Origin of the sequence: Schinkia azotoformans LMG 9581 (assembly GCF_000307855.1) — a bacterium.
GTDB lineage: Bacteria > Bacillota > Bacilli > Bacillales > Bacillaceae_J > Schinkia > Schinkia azotoformans.
On the sequence record NZ_AJLR01000110.1, the window covers coordinates 1 to 16,826 of the forward strand.

25 protein-coding genes are annotated in these 16,826 nt (G+C 38.4%); 2 read left to right on the forward strand and 23 right to left on the reverse strand.

Annotated elements, in window-relative coordinates:
- Positions 1 to 367 precede the first annotated feature (367 nt).
- On the reverse strand, positions 368 to 604 hold the full coding sequence (locus tag BAZO_RS11445; protein WP_003331685.1) for a hypothetical protein: 237 nt from the start codon (positions 602 to 604) through the stop codon (positions 368 to 370).
- A gap of 149 nt (positions 605 to 753) precedes the next feature.
- Between BAZO_RS11445 and pdaB the strand changes: the two genes are divergently transcribed.
- Complete coding sequence (gene pdaB / locus BAZO_RS11450) at positions 754 to 1,515, forward strand: polysaccharide deacetylase family sporulation protein PdaB (RefSeq protein WP_003331686.1); 762 nt, start codon at positions 754 to 756, stop codon at positions 1,513 to 1,515.
- A gap of 18 nt (positions 1,516 to 1,533) precedes the next feature.
- Here the strand turns inward: pdaB and BAZO_RS11455 are convergent, their stop codons facing one another.
- Complete coding sequence (locus tag BAZO_RS11455) at positions 1,534 to 2,133, reverse strand: KinB-signaling pathway activation protein (RefSeq protein ID WP_003331688.1); 600 nt, start codon at positions 2,131 to 2,133, stop codon at positions 1,534 to 1,536.
- Between the two features lie 319 nt (positions 2,134 to 2,452).
- Between BAZO_RS11455 and gerD the strand changes: the two genes are divergently transcribed.
- Positions 2,453 to 3,082 (forward strand): spore germination lipoprotein GerD, encoded by a 630-nt coding sequence (gene gerD / locus BAZO_RS11460; protein ID WP_003331689.1) that lies wholly within the window; start codon positions 2,453 to 2,455, stop codon positions 3,080 to 3,082.
- A gap of 64 nt (positions 3,083 to 3,146) precedes the next feature.
- On the opposite strand, the gene BAZO_RS11465 is transcribed toward gerD, so the two are convergent.
- The 21 genes from BAZO_RS11465 to rpmD all read right to left on the reverse strand — a co-directional run bounded on the left by BAZO_RS11465 (position 3,147) and on the right by rpmD (position 16,814).
- Entirely contained in the window at positions 3,147 to 4,196 is a 1,050-nt protein-coding gene (locus tag BAZO_RS11465) for an Mrp/NBP35 family ATP-binding protein (RefSeq protein ID WP_003331690.1), read from the reverse strand.
- A 69-nt stretch (positions 4,197 to 4,265) separates the two neighbouring features.
- On the reverse strand, positions 4,266 to 4,991 hold the full coding sequence (cwlD, locus tag BAZO_RS11470) for an N-acetylmuramoyl-L-alanine amidase CwlD (RefSeq protein WP_003331691.1): 726 nt from the start codon (positions 4,989 to 4,991) through the stop codon (positions 4,266 to 4,268).
- Positions 4,992 to 5,072: 81 nt separating this feature from the next.
- Positions 5,073 to 5,516, reverse strand: coding sequence for a DUF2521 family protein (locus BAZO_RS11475; RefSeq protein WP_003331692.1), 444 nt, complete (start codon positions 5,514 to 5,516; stop codon positions 5,073 to 5,075).
- Positions 5,517 to 5,893: 377 nt separating this feature from the next.
- Positions 5,894 to 6,268: a 30S ribosomal protein S9 gene (gene rpsI / locus BAZO_RS11480; protein ID WP_003331693.1), complete on the reverse strand. Its 375-nt coding sequence runs from the start codon at positions 6,266 to 6,268 to the stop codon at positions 5,894 to 5,896.
- Between the two features lie 21 nt (positions 6,269 to 6,289).
- Entirely contained in the window at positions 6,290 to 6,727 is a 438-nt protein-coding gene (rplM, locus tag BAZO_RS11485; protein ID WP_003331694.1) for a 50S ribosomal protein L13, read from the reverse strand.
- Positions 6,728 to 6,910: 183 nt separating this feature from the next.
- Complete coding sequence (gene truA / locus BAZO_RS11490) at positions 6,911 to 7,648, reverse strand: tRNA pseudouridine(38-40) synthase TruA (protein ID WP_003331695.1); 738 nt, start codon at positions 7,646 to 7,648, stop codon at positions 6,911 to 6,913.
- Positions 7,649 to 7,659: 11 nt separating this feature from the next.
- Positions 7,660 to 8,454, reverse strand: coding sequence for an energy-coupling factor transporter transmembrane component T family protein (locus BAZO_RS11495; protein ID WP_003331696.1), 795 nt, complete (start codon positions 8,452 to 8,454; stop codon positions 7,660 to 7,662).
- Positions 8,451 to 9,323 (reverse strand): energy-coupling factor ABC transporter ATP-binding protein, encoded by an 873-nt coding sequence (locus BAZO_RS11500; RefSeq protein WP_003331698.1) that lies wholly within the window; start codon positions 9,321 to 9,323, stop codon positions 8,451 to 8,453. Before BAZO_RS11500 ends, BAZO_RS11495 begins: the two co-directional genes overlap by 4 nt.
- The gene (locus tag BAZO_RS11505) at positions 9,299 to 10,144 is read right to left on the reverse strand and encodes an energy-coupling factor ABC transporter ATP-binding protein (protein ID WP_003331699.1); all 846 of its coding nucleotides are present in this window, start codon (positions 10,142 to 10,144) and stop codon (positions 9,299 to 9,301) included. The genes BAZO_RS11500 and BAZO_RS11505 overlap by 25 nt, the downstream gene beginning before the upstream one ends.
- Before the next feature lie 208 nt (positions 10,145 to 10,352).
- The gene (gene rplQ, locus BAZO_RS11510) at positions 10,353 to 10,715 is read right to left on the reverse strand and encodes a 50S ribosomal protein L17 (RefSeq protein ID WP_003331700.1); all 363 of its coding nucleotides are present in this window, start codon (positions 10,713 to 10,715) and stop codon (positions 10,353 to 10,355) included.
- A 49-nt stretch (positions 10,716 to 10,764) separates the two neighbouring features.
- Positions 10,765 to 11,709, reverse strand: a complete 945-nt coding sequence (locus BAZO_RS11515) for a DNA-directed RNA polymerase subunit alpha (protein WP_003331701.1) — start codon at positions 11,707 to 11,709, stop codon at positions 10,765 to 10,767.
- A 205-nt stretch (positions 11,710 to 11,914) separates the two neighbouring features.
- A complete protein-coding gene (gene rpsK, locus BAZO_RS11520; protein ID WP_003331702.1) occupies positions 11,915 to 12,304 on the reverse strand; it encodes a 30S ribosomal protein S11 in 390 nt (129 codons plus the stop codon).
- A gap of 21 nt (positions 12,305 to 12,325) precedes the next feature.
- The gene (rpsM, locus tag BAZO_RS11525; RefSeq protein WP_003331703.1) at positions 12,326 to 12,691 is read right to left on the reverse strand and encodes a 30S ribosomal protein S13; all 366 of its coding nucleotides are present in this window, start codon (positions 12,689 to 12,691) and stop codon (positions 12,326 to 12,328) included.
- 22 nt (positions 12,692 to 12,713) lie between these two features.
- Positions 12,714 to 12,827, reverse strand: coding sequence for a 50S ribosomal protein L36 (rpmJ, locus tag BAZO_RS11530; RefSeq protein ID WP_003156543.1), 114 nt, complete (start codon positions 12,825 to 12,827; stop codon positions 12,714 to 12,716).
- Positions 12,828 to 12,860: 33 nt separating this feature from the next.
- On the reverse strand, positions 12,861 to 13,079 hold the full coding sequence (gene infA, locus BAZO_RS11535) for a translation initiation factor IF-1 (protein WP_003331704.1): 219 nt from the start codon (positions 13,077 to 13,079) through the stop codon (positions 12,861 to 12,863).
- Positions 13,072 to 13,392: a KOW domain-containing RNA-binding protein gene (locus tag BAZO_RS11540; protein WP_003331705.1), complete on the reverse strand. Its 321-nt coding sequence runs from the start codon at positions 13,390 to 13,392 to the stop codon at positions 13,072 to 13,074. The genes infA and BAZO_RS11540 overlap by 8 nt, the downstream gene beginning before the upstream one ends.
- A 16-nt stretch (positions 13,393 to 13,408) precedes the next feature.
- Positions 13,409 to 14,155, reverse strand: coding sequence for a type I methionyl aminopeptidase (gene map, locus BAZO_RS11545; protein WP_003331706.1), 747 nt, complete (start codon positions 14,153 to 14,155; stop codon positions 13,409 to 13,411).
- Positions 14,152 to 14,805 carry an adenylate kinase gene (locus BAZO_RS11550; RefSeq protein WP_003331707.1) on the reverse strand — a complete coding sequence of 218 codons (654 nt, stop codon included), beginning with the start codon at positions 14,803 to 14,805 and terminating at the stop codon, positions 14,152 to 14,154. The genes map and BAZO_RS11550 overlap by 4 nt, the downstream gene beginning before the upstream one ends.
- Before the next feature lie 66 nt (positions 14,806 to 14,871).
- Positions 14,872 to 16,158, reverse strand: a complete 1,287-nt coding sequence (secY, locus tag BAZO_RS11555; protein WP_003331708.1) for a preprotein translocase subunit SecY — start codon at positions 16,156 to 16,158, stop codon at positions 14,872 to 14,874.
- A complete protein-coding gene (rplO, locus tag BAZO_RS11560; RefSeq protein WP_003331710.1) occupies positions 16,158 to 16,598 on the reverse strand; it encodes a 50S ribosomal protein L15 in 441 nt (146 codons plus the stop codon). Before rplO ends, secY begins: the two co-directional genes overlap by 1 nt.
- A gap of 33 nt (positions 16,599 to 16,631) precedes the next feature.
- The gene (rpmD, locus tag BAZO_RS11565; protein ID WP_003331711.1) at positions 16,632 to 16,814 is read right to left on the reverse strand and encodes a 50S ribosomal protein L30; all 183 of its coding nucleotides are present in this window, start codon (positions 16,812 to 16,814) and stop codon (positions 16,632 to 16,634) included.
- Positions 16,815 to 16,826 lie beyond the last annotated feature (12 nt).

Genomic DNA, 16,826 nt, shown 5'->3' on the forward strand with positions numbered 1-16,826 from the left:
TCAAAATTAATACTGACTTGGTGTTGAACTTTAAAGTTCAACTTTATTTGCACGCTTGACATTTTGTTTAGTTTTCAAAGATCATTTTAATCCATTTAACATCGCCACCATTATTTCTAGCGGCGTTTTTTATTATACCAAGATCATGCGCAGAAGTCAATAAGTTTTTTGTTTATTTTCTAACGACATGCTCGGGACTTTAATATATTAACAAGAATTCTCATTAATGTCAACACTATTTTATCAATAGAAAACTGTGTTTTTTAAACAGTGAGAATAATATATCATAATAATTTTATTCGGTCAACAAGTACTTATTAATTATAGATTGAACCAACACAAAATAATATTACCCTAGCCCCAACTATTATTTAACCATTTTATTTCCTTTGAATTTTTTCGTTCTTAAATACTTACAGCAATCTCTTTCAGAAGCAAATCTTTTAAAGAAATTAAATAAAACTTGATAACGGTCTTCCATTGCATGCTTAACGATTTGGTCGATTCTTGAATCATTAAGATCATGCAGTATTTCTTCCATCTCCCTTTTTAATAAATACTCTAGTTCTTTTATTTCTCTTTTATTGACTAAAAATGCTAGCATACCGTCACCTCAAGTTTGGATTTATACTATTCATTCCTAAAGATATAGTTTGTATTGATAATTTTTCTTGCTAAAAAAAATTTATTCATAGTCTTGTCCAATTTTGCATATTTATTACCATCGCAATCATTTGTTGGAGGAGGATTTTAATGAAATTTTTTTATGTGATTAATGGTAGGAGGCTTAAACAATCTCTTATTGTAATCATAGCTGCTTTTTTTACGGCTAGTATTTTGTATATGGGCAATCAGCAACAATCCGTTTTTTCAACGAAGGAAGGCCCGATGGCCATTTATAAAGGAGAAAAAACCGGGAAAAATATTGCCCTTACGTTCGATATAAACTGGGGAGATGAACAGGCTGATAAAATATTGGACGTGCTTAAAAATGAAGGAATTAAAAATACTACGTTTTTTATTTCTGCTTCTTGGGCTGAAAGACATCCGCAAGTGGTAGAGAGAATTGTGAAAGAAGGACATGATATCGGCAGCATGGGATACCATTACCGCAATTATACTGATTGGGATGAGAAGAAAATTAAAAGGGATATTCTGCTTGCCGACACAACATTAAAAAAATTAGGGATCAAGGATGTAAAGTTTCTCCGTACACCTAATGGGAATTTTAATAAAAAAATCTTAAAGATCGCAGATAGTTACGGGTACTCTATTGTTCATTACAGCATCGATTCAAAGGATTATACGAATCCAGGGGTTGAAAAAATCGTAGAAAATGTGGTGCCAAATGTAAGTGCAGGCGATATCGTGTTACTTCATGCATCTGATTCTGCAACCCAAACTGATAAAGCCTTACCGCTTATTATTAAAGGATTGAAGTCTAAAAATCTTCAAAGTGTCACAGTTGATGAATTAATCTCTAATGCTGAAATAAGAAGCTCTGAAATAAAATAGCTGATCAAATGCGATCAGCTATTTTTTGCTTTTTTGATTAAGTTTATACAAAATGAATAATTGCCATGTATTACAAATAAGAAGAGGGAAAATCATTAATAATAGCCAGTCCCGTTCATTTGCACGAAGGGCCGGAACCCATTCGATAATGGTAATAGCTGATATAAAAAACAAGGTAGGGATAAAAGCTGTCTGATTCGTTTGTTTCACTTTATAATAAGCAACGATTAATCCGTAAACAAGGATTAACACCGCTGGAATTACATAAGGAAGTAGTGCATCCCCTTCTGTTGCAAAGGTGGTATAACGAAGATAGATAAAGTCAAATAATACAAATACAGTTAATACAATTTGAACTGGCCCCCATAAGGATTTAAACATCCCCAGTCCGAAACGGTGTACAGTTAAGTAAGCGAAATAACCCGCTTGGCTGATCAAACTGAAAATGAAGCCTACTCCAATAAACCAAATCGCAATCGATAAAATTTCAACAATATTAAATGTTGTAAAGAAAACCGAATATTTACTCCATTCAACTGCAAAACCAACGAAGATTGTGCTAACTGCACCGATGATTAGTGTGGTAAAAAATAAATAAACCCAATTTCGACTCGTCACCTTTTTAAGCCTCCAAAATTCAATCAAGTGCGCCTTGGCGTATTTGCGCCCAGATTTTTTCGAGCTTGCTCGAAAAACTACCTTTAAAAATCTGAGGCATCCGCCGGAGGCTATAACATTATTCAATAGAAGTTTGAACTCCCTCAATTACATACTGGATTGGTATTCATCCTACCACTTATGGAAGCGAGGGATTTGAATAAAGTTAACATAATTGTACCAATCACACCCTTAAAAAGCTAGAACAAGAAAACGTATAATTTTTGAATTTCTTATCATCCTAAAAGTAGGAATCTCTATTGAAAGGAGCCTTTTAATTATGAAAAGAATATCCCTAATGCTCCTCGTGCTTCTTTTATTTTTTTTATTAAACGGCTGTGCACCGGCTGACCAAGGAAACGGACAATCGGCTGATTATGAGGGGACAAAAAAATTGGTCGTAGATATCCTCAAAACAGATGAAGGAAAGAAAGCTATTGAGGATGTACTCAATGATGATAAAACAAAAGCAAAGTTAATCATGGATGAAATGGTTGTTAAGGAAACGATTAAGGGAGCTCTTACCTCAAAAGAAGCTGAAGACTTTTGGAAAAAACAATTTGATGATCCAAAGTTTGCTGAAAGCTTTGCAAAATCAATGCAAAAAGAACATGAAAAGCTCATGAAGGAATTAATGAAGGACCCAGACTACCAAAAGGCTATGATTGAAATATTAAAAAATCCTGAAATGGAAAAACAAATAACCGATGCAATGAAAACTCAAAAGTATCGAGATCAAATGAAGACTGTCATGATAGAAACGATGGGCAGTCCACTTTTCAAAGCTAAAATGCAAGACCTTCTAATTAAAGGGGCTGAAGAACTCCAAAAACAAGGAAAAGAAGGCGGCAATAGTGGTGGCGAAAGCAGCGGTGGCGGTGATAGTGGAGAAGGCGGCGGTGGCCAATAATTCTCATAACCTAAAAATGTCAGGCTTTTGTTGATATGCCTGACATTTTTTCGTAGATAGAATTTTACTTTCCTGCAAGTTTAACAACTTGTTCAGCGATTTCAAGATATACTTTACCGATTTGATCATTAGAATCATAAATGGATGGAGCAAAATCATTTTCATCAATTTCGGGCTGACCTAACTGAATTTGTCCTAATAAAGCTACATCTAAATCTTCAGCAAGCTTTTGGCCGCCGCCTTTACCAAAGATGTACTCTTTTTCACCTGTGACTTTACTTTCGAAGTAAGACATATTTTCAATAACACCTAGTAGCTCATGGTCTGTCTTCAATGCCATTGCACCAGCACGGGCTGCAACAAAGGCTGCTGTTGGGTGTGGAGTTGTTACGATAATTTCTTTACAATGCGGGATCATTTGGTGTACATCCAACGCTACATCCCCAGTTCCCGGAGGTAAATCTAATAATAAATAATCTAGCTCTCCCCACTCAACTTCAGTAAAAAATTGATTTAACATTTTACCTAGCATTGGACCGCGCCAAATGATTGGTGCATTATCTTCTACAAAGAAGCCCATTGAGATTACCTTTACTCCAAAACGTTCAACTGGCATAATACGGTCATTTTGAACCTGAGGACGCTCAGCGATTCCCATCATATCAGGTACACTGAATCCATAAATATCAGCATCAACAAGACCTACTTTTTTGCCTAATCTAGCTAGTGCTACAGCAAGGTTAACGGATACAGTTGATTTTCCAACCCCACCTTTACCACTCGCAATTGCAATAAATGTTGTGCCGCTTCCCGGAGCTAAGATCGATTTTGGCTCGTCTGCCGGAGCAAGACTTGCGACGATTTCCGCTGGAAGTTGGTTTACACGAATCCCAACAGTATTTGCACCAGCATTTTTCAATGCTTGAACAACCTGCTGCTGGATTTCCATTTGATCCTTTGAACCAGCCTGGGCAATTGCAATCTTAACACTAACATGATTCTTTTCTTCTTTAATACTTATTTCTTCGATGCCGTTCGTTTCGGCCAGTGTTCTATGTAAATAAGGGTCTTTAATCTTACCTAGTATGTCTCTTACTTGTTCATTAGTTAACAAATAACCCACCACCTAATAAAATTATTTTAACATTATGATTATAACACAATGACAATAGAAAAAAACCTTCTATTCAGGAGAAGGTTCTTTATGTTTCGGATTTTCTGTGTATAATCGTAAAATACCTTGATAAATGCTCGCCGCAATCTTATCTTGATAGGCCTTTGATTTTAATTGCTCACGTTCCCCAGGATTAGATAAGAATCCCGCTTCCACTAATACAGAAGGCATTTCCGCCTCCTTCAAAACATAGACGTGATTAATGGCTTTTGCATGTCTGACTGTATTTTCAAGGTTCGCTTCCATTTCTTTTTGTATCATTTTAGCCAATAGCTTATTCTCCTCAAACCGCGGGTAATAGAAGGTTTGGGCCCCGCTCCATCTTGATGACGGTAATGAATTTAAATGGACAGAAACAAGCAAGTCTCCTTCTGACTTATTGATTAGCTCCACACGCCGTATTAAATCCTGGGTTTTCCTTTTGCTGTAGCCCTTTAAACCCTTATCAGCTAAATCAAAATCATCTTCCCTTGTCATAATAACAAGGGCACCCGCTTCTTGAAGGTAGTCCCTCAAGAGTAATGAGATATTAAATGCTATATCCTTTTCAAAAGCACCTTCTGGACCCGCACCAGGGTCAGGGTATCCATGTCCAGGATCGACAATAATTATTTTCCCGGATAAAGGTAAACTCCAAGAATCCCAGGTATTATTAATCGAAAACTGGTATTGAAATAAAAAAAACAATAGTACTGATCCAGAAATGAAAACTAAAAATTGAATTTTTCTCTTCATATTTTCGGTCCCTCCGAAGCTTTTCCTACTTCACTATATGGGACCAAATGGACAAATATGAAAGAAATTTAGGACATCCAACTAATGCAGGCGCATTTTGTATCTCATTTCCCCTTTTCGAAATCCTTCATTCCACCAATAGGAGGTAAATTGCTCTGCCGCCAAAAAGATGGATTCGTTCACTAAATCATTTCCACCCGCAGCACCCCAATATTGCAAATACTCAAATAGACTATCGGTATAGTACTTCATTTCATCAGCACATCTTGTTCTTACTTGTTCCTCTGTTTCGCCAAAGTAACCAAAACGGCTCATTTTGGCTCCTAATATATAGAGTTCTATCGCAATGTCAATACTTCCATCTTCAATGGCGGTTGAAAAAATGGATTGTGAGCGAAAATAAGGGGAAAAATATAAATTCACTTTTTCTTTTAACTTATTAATCGAAAGCTCTCTCAAAACTTTTCGCTCAAAGGCAATACGCTTTTCTTCTCTTTTGTCCATCAATGTTGTAATCACATTCATCACGCTTCACACCTTTTCTTAAAGATGAACTAGTGTTATTACAATACACATCAAATACACCTTGGTGTATTTGAGCCCAGATTTTTTCGAGCTTGCTCGACAAATTACCTTTGAAAATCTGAAGCATCCGCCGGAGGCTTTAACTTTATTCAGGAGAGCTGAATAAAGTTAAAGCTACTTTACATATATGTTCAATTTACACTTATATGTGTTACTTTCTACTTATATAAGATATATTGTCTTACATGTACATTATTCTCATTCGTTTTAAAGGCAACTCCATTTGCCCAATTAAAGGAAAAAACAAATTTAAACAAAAAAAAAGACCCCCAACCCATTTGGTTGAGAGCCTTTTGAACTTAGTCCAATTCCAAAAATTAACGTTTTGAGAACTGTGGTGCACGACGAGCGCCTTTAAGACCGTATTTCTTACGTTCTTTCATGCGAGCATCACGAGTTAAGAAGCCTGCGCTCTTAAGTACTGCACGATATTCTGGATCAGCTTGCAGTAATGCACGAGCAATACCGTGACGGATTGCACCAGCTTGACCAGTGTATCCACCGCCGCTTACGTTAACTAATACATCGTAGCTGCCTGCATTTTCAGTAGCAACTACACGTAGAGTTTCTAAATTAAAATATTCTTCAATGTCGCGTCCGTTCACGACAACACGTCCGTTACCAGGAACTAAACGAACACGTGCTACTGAACTTTTACGACGTCCTGTACCGATATATTGTACCTGTGCCAAATTAATTTACCTCCTTAGAAATTATCCGCGAAGTTCATAAACTTCTGGTTTTTGTGCTTGATGTGGATGTTCGCTACCTTTGTATACGTTAAGCTTCTTAAACATTTGACGACCTAAAGTGTTTTTTGGAAGCATTCCTTTAATTGCACCTTCAAGCATTTGTTCAGGGCGAGTTTCAATCATTTCCTTAGCAGTACGTGATTTTAATCCACCTGGATGTCCTGAATGACGGTAATATACTTTATTCTCTAGTTTGTTACCAGTTAATTGAATCTTTTCAGCATTAATGATGATTACATGATCACCTGTGTCAACATGTGGTGTAAATGTTGGTTTATGCTTACCGCGAAGAATTGAAGCTACTTCGCTAGCAAGACGACCTAAAGTTTGGCCTTCAGCATCGATTACTAACCATTTACGCTGAATATCTGAAGCCTTCGCCATATAAGTTTGACGCATTGTATTCCCTCCTAAAAAATCTTTCGTTCATTTCATTTTCTAAAGTTTATTTTCACACGATTAGTTTCGGGGCTAAAATCGTGGCGTGATCTTTGAAAATGTACCATAGGTAATAATATAACATTTACGGATTCAATGTCAAGAAAATGTTACACCTGGAGAAGTTGCTTTTAAGTTATTTACCTAATACCAGACTTTCCACAGATGAAGCCCGTGAGCAGGGGCTGTTTTACCGGCTGCTTTACGGTTTTTTTCTTCTAAAATAACTTTAATATCCTCAGGTTCTAACTTCCCTTGGCCAACCTTTAACAAGGTACCAACAATAATTCGAACCATATTGTATAGAAACCCATTTCCGACAAAGCGGAAAACTATTTCATTATTTTCTTTCCATATCTCAATCTCTTCAATCGTTCGAACTTTATTCTCTTTATCGGACTTCGTCGAGCAAAACGATGTAAAATCGTGTGCCCCCAGCAGATATTTGGTTGCTTCGATAATTCGATCAAGATTGATAGCATACGGATAATAATAGCTATGATTTTTGCGAAAAACATCTCGTTCTTTTTGATTCAATAAAAAATAACGATACTCTTTTTTCACGACATTATATCTGGCATGAAAATCTGTATTTACATTCTCGATCGTCAGGGCGACGATGTCATCAGGGAGCAAAGTATTTAAAGCCATCTGATAGCGGTCTACAGGAATCGATAAGGGGCTGTCAAAATGGATTACTTGTCCATGTGCATGAACGCCTGCATCCGTTCGTCCCGATGGGTGGATGCGAATTTCCTCACCCTTATGAAGCTTAAACAAAGCTTTCTCAATATCACCTTGGACTGTTCGCCCATTTGATTGGACTTGAAATCCTGAAAAGTTGGTTCCATCATATGCTATTGTACATTTCAACCGGTTCATTTTTATCACCTTTATGACCGCAACATAATTAGTAAAATGGTCATGGCTCCCAATAATATAAACACACTGTTATCTGAGGCTTTCCAAACTAATTCCCTAAGCTTGGTCCTTCCTTCCCCACCACGGTACCCTCTTGCCTCCATCGCCAGGGCTAAATCTTCAGCCCGCCTGAAGGCACTGATGAATAAAGGTACTAATAAGGGAACTATGGCCTTAAAGCGCTCCTTTAAAGAACCTGTTGTAAATTCAACACCACGGGCTGATTGCGCTTTAATAATTTTTTCTGTTTCTTCCATTAAGGTTGGAATAAACCGCAGTGAAATAGACATCATTAAAGCAAGCTCATGGGCCGGTACACCAAATCTTTTAAATGGAGAAAGCAATGATTCCATACCATCTGTTATCTCAATTGGTGTTGTCGTTAAGGTAAGTAAACTAGTTACCATAATCAAGAGAATAAAACGCAATGAGATGAAAACCCCTTGCCTAATACCTCCTTCATGAACCGTCAACCAACCGAAATCAACTACAACATCGCCTTCTTTTGTCATAAATAAATGTAGAATCAAGGTAAATAACACAATCCATAAAATCGGCTTCAACCCTTTATAAATATACCCGATCGGAACCTTCGAGAGTAAAATGCTGGTAATTGTGAATAATACTAGTATGGAATAGGTTGTAATATTATTGGCAAGAAAGACGATAATGACAAAGAAAAAAATAGTTAAGATTTTAGCACGAGGATCCATTCGATAGATAAAGGAGTTCCCTGGTACATACTGTCCAATAATTACATTTTTCATTTGCCGAGCTCCATCTCCTCTCTCGCAAGCAACTTAAGTGTATGATCTGCGACTTTCTCTACCGTAAAGGCCTGCGGCAATGGCTTCTTGACTGCATCAGAGAGGGATCTCATGAATTGAACAGACTCGGGAATATCTAACCCAACCTTATTCAGTCTTTCAGGCTCTTGAAATATTTCCGATGGTGTTCCTTGCATATAGACTGTCCCTTTATCCATCACGATAATATGGTCAGCATAAAAGGCAGCATCCTCCATACTATGAGTAACAAGGATCGTTGTCAATTTCGCTTTGTCATGCATCATTTTAAACATATCCATTATTTCTTTACGACCGCGCGGATCAAGACCAGCTGTCGGCTCATCCAAAATCAGCACCTCAGGCTCCATCGCCAATACACCAGCAATAGCCACTCTTCGCATTTGTCCACCACTTAAATCAAATGGCGATTTCTCTAATACAGATTCAGGTAACCCGACTAACTGTAAAATCTCTCTTGCTTTTCTTTTGGCCACTTCTTCGGACACGCCAAAATTCATTGGACCAAAACAGATATCCTTTTCAACCGTTTCTTCAAAGAGTTGATGTTCGGGATATTGAAAAACAATACCGACCTTTTTGCGCAAGCTCCGTAGGTCTTTTTGCTTTTCAGGACCGATGATCCGATCACCAATTGAAATCTTCCCACTAGTTGGTCTTAAAAGGCCGTTAATATGCTGTATTAACGTTGATTTACCTGAACCTGTATGTCCAATCACCGCTTGAAAGGTTCCTGATGGAATCTTAATATTTAAATCAAATAAGGCCTTTCTTTCAAAGGGGGTTTTAGGGTTATATACATGCTCTACATTTTCGAATATAATGTCCATAGTTCATTCACCAAATCTCGTTGTTTTAAGTGGGATTTTGATAACTTAACACCTTTTTCTTTGAGCAATTGTGAAAGCTTAACTGTAAATGGTAAATCAAGACCTAATGAAACCAACTCGTCGCCTAGTTCGAAAATTTCCTCAGGGGTTCCTTCGGCATATTTCTGTCCACGATTCATGACTATGACACGATCTGCTTGGGTGACCTCTTCTAAATCATGAGTTATTGAAATAACACTCATTTGACCCAATTGCTGTTGTAGGTTGCGGACCGTCTCAATTACTTCTTTACGACCGAGTGGATCCAACATCGATGTCGCCTCGTCCAAAATCATAACGGCTGGCTGCAAGGCTAAAACACCAGCAATGGCAACACGTTGTTTTTGGCCTCCAGATAATCGATGTGGTTCATGATTAAGAAAGTCAGTCATTCTAACCCGTTCGATGCTGTCTTCAATGCGCCCGATCATGTCCTCTCGTGGTATTCCATTATTCTCTAATCCGAAGGCTACATCATCTTTAACCGTTGTTCCCACGAATTGATTATCCGGGTTTTGGAAAACCATACCTACTCTTTTTCTAATATCCCAAATTGTATCATTATTTAATTCAATTCCTTCAACAATAACCGAACCGCTTTCGTGCATTAAAAGACCGTTCAATATTTTGGCTAATGTAGATTTCCCGGAACCGTTATGTCCTACTATAGCGAGCCATTCCCCTTTATATACAGGAAAACTAACCTCATTTAAGGCCCAATCTCCGTCATTAGAGTATCGAAATTTTACATTTTGAACTGCAATAATTTCTTCCTTATTCATTAAGCATGTCACCCACTGTCCGATGTATAACAAAAAAGGGCATAGACTCAGATCTTTTTCGTAAGATTCTGTCTCGCCCTTTTAGAAGAAGTATAAAATACGCCTTGGCGTATTTATGCCCGGATTTTATCGAGCTTGCTCGATAATTACCTTTAAAATCCGAGGCATCCGCCGGAGGCTTTAATTTTATTCAGCAAGCTGAATAAAGTTAAACTAATTCAATAATAACGACTGGAGCACCATCACCACGGCGTTGACCAAGTTTAAGAATACGAGTGTATCCACCTTGACGCTCTTCGTAGCGCTTTGCGATGTCATCGAAAAGCTTTTGAACTGCGTACTCGCCAGTTTCTGTGTTTGCTACTTCATTACGAATGAAAGAAGCAGCTTGGCGGCGTGCATGTAAATCTCCACGCTTACCAAGAGTGATCATTTTTTCAACAATTGAACGAAGCTCCTTCGCTTTCGCTTCTGTCGTTTCGATACGCTCATTGATAATTAAATCTGTAGCAAGATCACGGAAAAGAGCTTTACGTTGAGAAGATGTACGACCTAATTTTGCGTAAGCCATCTCTAGTGTCCCTCCTTTGTTGAAATTTTGTCCATATAAATATATGGATTTATTCGTCTCTACGAAGACCAAGTCCAAGCTCTTCAAGCTTAGCCTTAACCTCTTCCAAGGATTTTCTTCCAAGGTTTCGAACTTTCATCATATCTTCTTCTGTCTTATTTGCTAATTCCTGTACGGTATTGATACCAGCACGTTTTAAGCAGTTATAAGAGCGAACAGATAAATCAAGTTCTTCAATTGTCATTTCGAGAACCTTTTCCTTTTGGTCCTCTTCTTTTTCAACCATAATTTCAGCATTTTGGGCTTCGTCAGTCAAACCAACGAAGATGTTTAAATGCTCGGTTAAAATTTTTGCGCCAAGCGAAACAGCTTCTTCTGGTCGAATGCTACCATCTGTCCAAACATCCAGAGTCAACTTGTCAAAGTTTGCTACCTGTCCAACCCGCGTATTTTCAACTGTATAAGTTGCACGAGAAACCGGTGTAAAGATTGAATCAATTGGGATCACACCGATTGGTTGGTCCTCACGCTTGTTTGCATCAGCAGGTGTATAACCGCGTCCACGTTTAGCGGTTAATCGCATACGTAGGTTTCCGTTCTTTCCTAGTGAAGCAATATGAAGATCAGGATTTAGTATCTCAACATCACTGTCATGTGTAATATCAGCAGCTGTTACTTCACGTTCGCCTTGAATATCAATTTCTAATGTTTTTTCTTCATCAGAATAAATTTTTAATGCTAATTTCTTGATATTCAAGATTACAGTTGTAACATCCTCAATTACACCTTCAATTGTAGAGAATTCATGTTGAACACCATCGACTTGAATGGATGTTACAGCAGCCCCAGGGAGAGAGGATAGTAAAATACGACGTAAGGAGTTTCCTAAAGTGGTACCATATCCACGCTCAAGCGGTTCGACAACGAATTTACCAAAGGTAGCATCATCGCTGATTTCAACCGTTTCGATTTTTGGTTTTTCAATCTCTATCATTCAATAAACCCTCCTTCAAAACGTCGAAACCTCGGCTAGGGTCACTAAAGTTAGCCCTAACCGAAATTCCCCATTAGGCAATTCCCAAATGTGCACAACAAATTCCTAATTATCTGTTAGTCCGTTTCTCTTAGTAAAAAGATAGTATAAAAAAACTGTTATCATATCCCATTATAGACAGGGATTCAAAATATATACAGATTAATTATACACGGCGACGTTTTGGTGGTCGGCAACCATTATGAGGTACTGGAGTTACGTCACGGATAGCTGTAACTTCTAAGCCTGCAGATTGTAGTGCACGAATCGCAGCTTCACGTCCAGCTCCAGGACCTTTAACTGTAACTTCTAATGTTTTCATACCGTGCTCCATAGAAGCTTTTGCAGCAGTCTCTGCAGCCATTTGTGCAGCAAAAGGTGTAGATTTACGAGAACCTCTGAAACCTAATGCACCTGCACTTGACCAAGAAACAGCGTTACCGTGAGCATCAGTAATCGTAACGATTGTATTATTGAATGTAGAACGGATATGCGCTACGCCAGTTTCTATATTCTTTTTTACACGGCGTTTACGAGTGTTAGTCTTACGAGCCATTTACAAGTTCCCTCCTTTACTTTATTTCTTCTTATTAGCAACTGTACGACGAGGACCTTTACGCGTACGAGAGTTATTTTTAGTATTTTGTCCACGAACTGGAAGACCACGACGATGGCGAAGTCCACGGTAAGAACCGATTTCGATTAGACGCTTAATGTTAAGGGATACTTCACGACGAAGGTCACCTTCCACTTTGTGGCGGTCGATAATTTCACGGATTTTACCTAACTCATCTTCAGTTAAATCACGAACACGAGTATCTTCTGAAACACCAGCTTCAGCTAAGATTTTCTGTGCAGTTGCACGGCCAATACCGTAAATATAAGTTAATGAGATTACTACACGCTTTTCGCGTGGAATATCTACACCTGCAATACGTGCCATTTAAAGTTGCACCTCCTCTTGTTTAGCCTTGTTTTTGTTTATGCTTAGGGTTTTCACAAATAACCATTACTTTCCCTTTACGACGAATAACTTTACATTTTTCGCATATTGGTTTAACGGATGGTCTAACTTTCATCTTTTGAACCTCCTTATGTTACGGAGTGCTATTTTATTTGTAACGATATGTGATCCGACCGCGAGTTAAATCGTATGGAGATAACTCTACAGTCACCTTATCACCTGGCAAAATTCGAATGAAATGCATGCGAATTTTCCCTGATACATGTGCTAATACAGTATGGCCGTTCTCTAGCTCCACCTTAAACATAGCGTTTGGTAGAGTATCGACAATCGTACCTTCTACTTCAATGACATCCTCTTTAGCCATCAAGCTGCTCTCCCTTCTCAAAATCAGTAATTTGCTCATTGACAAACTTTGAAACAGCAAACCTTAGCTTTCCATTTGTCACACGACCAGTTTCACTAATACTGTTCTGAACTTCCGGAGAAACATAATCAAAAAACTCAAGATGATTAATGTTCTTTTTCTTTGGCCGATCAAATTTACGTTTATCACCATCAGCGATAAACACGAAACGCTCATCGAGGACTTTTAACACTATTGCAAACTGATCAGTATCTCTTCCTTGTAGAATTTTGACCAACTGACCTATTTGCGGACTCGAATCAGGTTCGTTCACCCATTATCACCTTCACTTAGGCTTTTGTTAAAATTTCAAATCCAGTTTCAGTAATCGCAATTGTGTGTTCGAAATGTGCACACATCTTGCCATCTACTGTAACAACAGTCCAGTTATCTGAAAGTGTCTTTACATAGCGTGCACCTGCATTAACCATAGGTTCTACAGCAAGCACCATACCAGGCTTTAACCGTGGCCCTTTGTTAGGAGGTCCATAATGTGGAATTTGCGGATCTTCATGCAGATCCTGCCCAACTCCATGCCCCACGTACTCTCTAACAATGGAAAAACCGTTTGCCTCTACATATGTTTGAATCGCATGAGAGATATTCGATAATCGTACACCGGCTTTTGCTTCATCTAGACCTTTATATAAAGAGTCTTCTGTAACTTCTAGTAGTTTCTTTGTGTTTTCATCTATGGTTCCTACCGCATATGTCCATGCTGAATCCCCATGGTAGCCATTGTATTTTGCTCCGATATCAATAGAAATAATATCGCCGTCGCGAAGAACACGATCCCCGGGTATACCGTGCACTAGTTGGTCATTCACAGACGCGCATATACTTCCAGGAAAACCGTTGTATCCTTTAAAGGATGGAATTGCATTATAGGATCGTATGGTCTTTTCAGCTATATTGTCTAATTCCTTGGTCGTAATCCCCGGTTGTATATATTTTTTAAGCTCTTCATGTGTTAGTGCAACAATTCTACCTGCTTCACGCATAATCTCAAGTTCTCGCTCAGTTTTGCAAATGATCATCCAATTAAGCCCCCAAGGAGTTCATCTAAATCTTTAGCAACGACTTCAATATCTTGATCTCCGTTAATATTACGTAAGTAACCTTTTTCATTATAGAAATCAAGTAATGGTTGTGTCTGCTTGATATTTACTTCTAAGCGATTTCCAACAGTCTCTGCATTATCATCAGAACGTTGGTAAAGTTCGCCCCCACACTTGTCACAAACGCCTTCGTTAGCAGGAGGATTAAATACCATATGGTATGTAGCCCCACATGACTTACAAATACGACGTCCTGTTAAACGCTCCATTAACTTGCTAGTGTCAACTTCAATATTGATAACATAATGAATTTGACGATCTAGTTCAGTTAAAAGTACTTCAAGTGCTTCAGCTTGAGGAACTGTTCTTGGAAATCCGTCTAGTAGAAAACCTTTTTTACAGTCATCCTTAGCTAAACGCTCCTTCACAATCCCGATTGTAACTTCATCTGGAACAAGTGCGCCTTGATCCATAAATGATTTTGCTTTTATCCCTAATTCTGTTCCCTCTTTAATAGCGGCACGGAACATATCCCCTGTAGAAATATGTGGTATAGCATATTTTTCTACGATTCTTTCCGCTTGTGTCCCTTTTCCAGCTCCCGGTAACCCCATCAATACTAGATTCATCTTTCAACCCCCCATTATTCTGGCGAGGTGCAGGTAAGTGAATTACTTACCGCTACCTCCTATATCCTATTTCAAGAATCCCTTATAATGTCTCTTTACTAGTTGACTTTCAAGCTGTTTCATTGTCTCCAGCGCTACGCCGACTACAATCAGTAAACTTGTTCCACCAATTTGAACAGATTGCGGTAATCCCGCAATATTTATAAAGAAAACAGGAAGTACAGATATAACTGCCAGGAATATGGATCCTACGAAAGTTAGTCTATAAAGAATGCGAGTTAGGTACTCCTGAGTACTTTTTCCTGGTCTTATACCCGGAACATAACCACCTTGTTTTTTAAGGTTTTCTGCCATTTGCTCAGGATTAACTTGAACAAATGTGTAGAAATAGGTAAAAGCAACAATTAATGCTACATATACAATCATACCAATTGGATGAGAGTAGTTAAACGTCGTCTGAATCCAAGTGGTAACGTTATTTTGTCCAAAAAATCCCGCAATTGTCGGCGGTGTTATTAAGAACGAAATCGCGAAGATTACCGGAATAACACCAGCTGCATTAACCTTTATCGGAAGATGAGTTGACTGTCCGCCAACTGGACTACGATTTACAAGTCTCTTCGCATACTGGATCGGAATTTTCCGAAGTGCTTGTGAGATAAAAATCGTTCCAACGATAACAGCTAAAACTGCCACCAGTAATAATACGACTGTTACAATGCGTAGAAAGAGTGCTTCACCAGCACCTTCGATTTGCTGTGCATAGATTTGGTTCACTGCTGTTGGAATGGCAGCAACGATACCTGCAAAGATCAGGATTGAAATACCATTACCAACCCCATGAGAGGTAATGAGTTCCCCCAGCCAAAGCAGGAATGCTGTTCCGGCAGTTAACACTAATGCAATTAATAAATATGTCGGTACTCCAGGGTTTTTAATTAGACCCGGAAATAGATTGTTAAATCCGATAGACATACCAATTGCCTGGATAAATCCAAGTACTATGGTCCCGTAGCGGGTAAACTGAGCTAACTTACGACGGCCAACCTCTCCTTGTTTAGACCACTCAGTAAATTTAGGTACTACATCCATTTGTAAAAGCTGAATAATAATGGATGCAGTAATGTATGGCATGATACCCATTGCAAATATCGAGAAGTTTTTTAACGCTCCACCACCGAATGTATTCAGAAGTCCAAACACACTTTGGTCGGAAAGCTTAATAACTTCTGTATTTACACCTGGAACTGGTATAAAACTACCGAGCCTAAAAACTACGAGCATTAATAAGGTGAATACAATTTTACGCCGTATTTCACCTACTCGCATAAAATTGGAGATTGTCTCAAACATTAAACCACCTCAGTTTTACCGCCAGCTGCCTCGATCGCTTCTTTAGCTGCGCTTGAGAACTTATGTGCTTTAACAGTAAGGTTCTTTTCTAACTTACCATTTCCTAGTATCTTCACACCATAATTCAACTTGCTAACAACACCAGTTTCAAGCAGTAATTCAGGAGTTACCTCTGTACCGTTCTCGAATCGATTTAATGTTTCAACATTTACAATCGTATAGTCTTTACGGTTAATGTTTGTAAATCCACGTTTTGGTAAACGTTGGAATAGAGGCATTTGTCCACCTTCAAATCCAGGACGTACACCGCCGCCTGAACGAGCACCTTGACCTTTATGACCTCTACCTGATGTTTTACCATTACCTGAAGCCATACCACGTCCTACGCGATTACGCTCTTTACGAGAACCTTCTGCTGGTTTTAACTCATGTAGTTTCATTCTTGCACCTCCTCTTTATTTCAACTTTAAATATTAAACTTCTTCAACTAATACTAAATGTGATACTTTATTAATCATTCCACGAATTGCAGCATTATCTTCGTGAACAACAGTTTGATGTAATTTACGTAAACCTAAAGATTTTACAGTAGCTCTTTGGTTTTCTGGACGACCAATTACACTGCGTTTGAGGGTGATTTGTAATTTATTAGCCATTTTTTTCCCTCC

Bases quoted from the DNA above. Each gene is read 5' to 3' on its own strand.
- BAZO_RS11445 (WP_003331685.1), bottom strand. From the start codon at position 604: ATGCTAGCATTTTTAGTCAATAAAAGAGAAATAAAAGAACTAGAGTAT.
- pdaB (WP_003331686.1), top strand. From the start codon at position 754: ATGAAATTTTTTTATGTGATTAATGGTAGGAGGCTTAAACAATCTCTT.
- gerD (WP_003331689.1), top strand. From the start codon at position 2,453: ATGAAAAGAATATCCCTAATGCTCCTCGTGCTTCTTTTATTTTTTTTA.
- cwlD (WP_003331691.1), bottom strand. From the start codon at position 4,991: ATGAAGAGAAAAATTCAATTTTTAGTTTTCATTTCTGGATCAGTACTA.
- BAZO_RS11475 (WP_003331692.1), bottom strand. From the start codon at position 5,516: ATGAATGTGATTACAACATTGATGGACAAAAGAGAAGAAAAGCGTATT.
- rplM (WP_003331694.1), bottom strand. From the start codon at position 6,727: ATGCGTCAAACTTATATGGCGAAGGCTTCAGATATTCAGCGTAAATGG.
- truA (WP_003331695.1), bottom strand. From the start codon at position 7,648: ATGAACCGGTTGAAATGTACAATAGCATATGATGGAACCAACTTTTCA.
- BAZO_RS11495 (WP_003331696.1), bottom strand. From the start codon at position 8,454: ATGAAAAATGTAATTATTGGACAGTATGTACCAGGGAACTCCTTTATC.
- BAZO_RS11500 (WP_003331698.1), bottom strand. From the start codon at position 9,323: ATGGACATTATATTCGAAAATGTAGAGCATGTATATAACCCTAAAACC.
- BAZO_RS11505 (WP_003331699.1), bottom strand. From the start codon at position 10,144: ATGAATAAGGAAGAAATTATTGCAGTTCAAAATGTAAAATTTCGATAC.
- rplQ (WP_003331700.1), bottom strand. From the start codon at position 10,715: ATGGCTTACGCAAAATTAGGTCGTACATCTTCTCAACGTAAAGCTCTT.
- BAZO_RS11515 (WP_003331701.1), bottom strand. From the start codon at position 11,709: ATGATAGAGATTGAAAAACCAAAAATCGAAACGGTTGAAATCAGCGAT.
- rpsK (WP_003331702.1), bottom strand. From the start codon at position 12,304: ATGGCTCGTAAGACTAACACTCGTAAACGCCGTGTAAAAAAGAATATA.
- rpsM (WP_003331703.1), bottom strand. From the start codon at position 12,691: ATGGCACGTATTGCAGGTGTAGATATTCCACGCGAAAAGCGTGTAGTA.
- rpmJ (WP_003156543.1), bottom strand. From the start codon at position 12,827: ATGAAAGTTAGACCATCCGTTAAACCAATATGCGAAAAATGTAAAGTT.
- infA (WP_003331704.1), bottom strand. From the start codon at position 13,079: ATGGCTAAAGAGGATGTCATTGAAGTAGAAGGTACGATTGTCGATACT.
- map (WP_003331706.1), bottom strand. From the start codon at position 14,155: ATGATCATTTGCAAAACTGAGCGAGAACTTGAGATTATGCGTGAAGCA.
- BAZO_RS11550 (WP_003331707.1), bottom strand. From the start codon at position 14,805: ATGAATCTAGTATTGATGGGGTTACCGGGAGCTGGAAAAGGGACACAA.
- secY (WP_003331708.1), bottom strand. From the start codon at position 16,158: ATGTTTGAGACAATCTCCAATTTTATGCGAGTAGGTGAAATACGGCGT.
- rplO (WP_003331710.1), bottom strand. From the start codon at position 16,598: ATGAAACTACATGAGTTAAAACCAGCAGAAGGTTCTCGTAAAGAGCGT.
- rpmD (WP_003331711.1), bottom strand. From the start codon at position 16,814: ATGGCTAATAAATTACAAATCACCCTCAAACGCAGTGTAATTGGTCGT.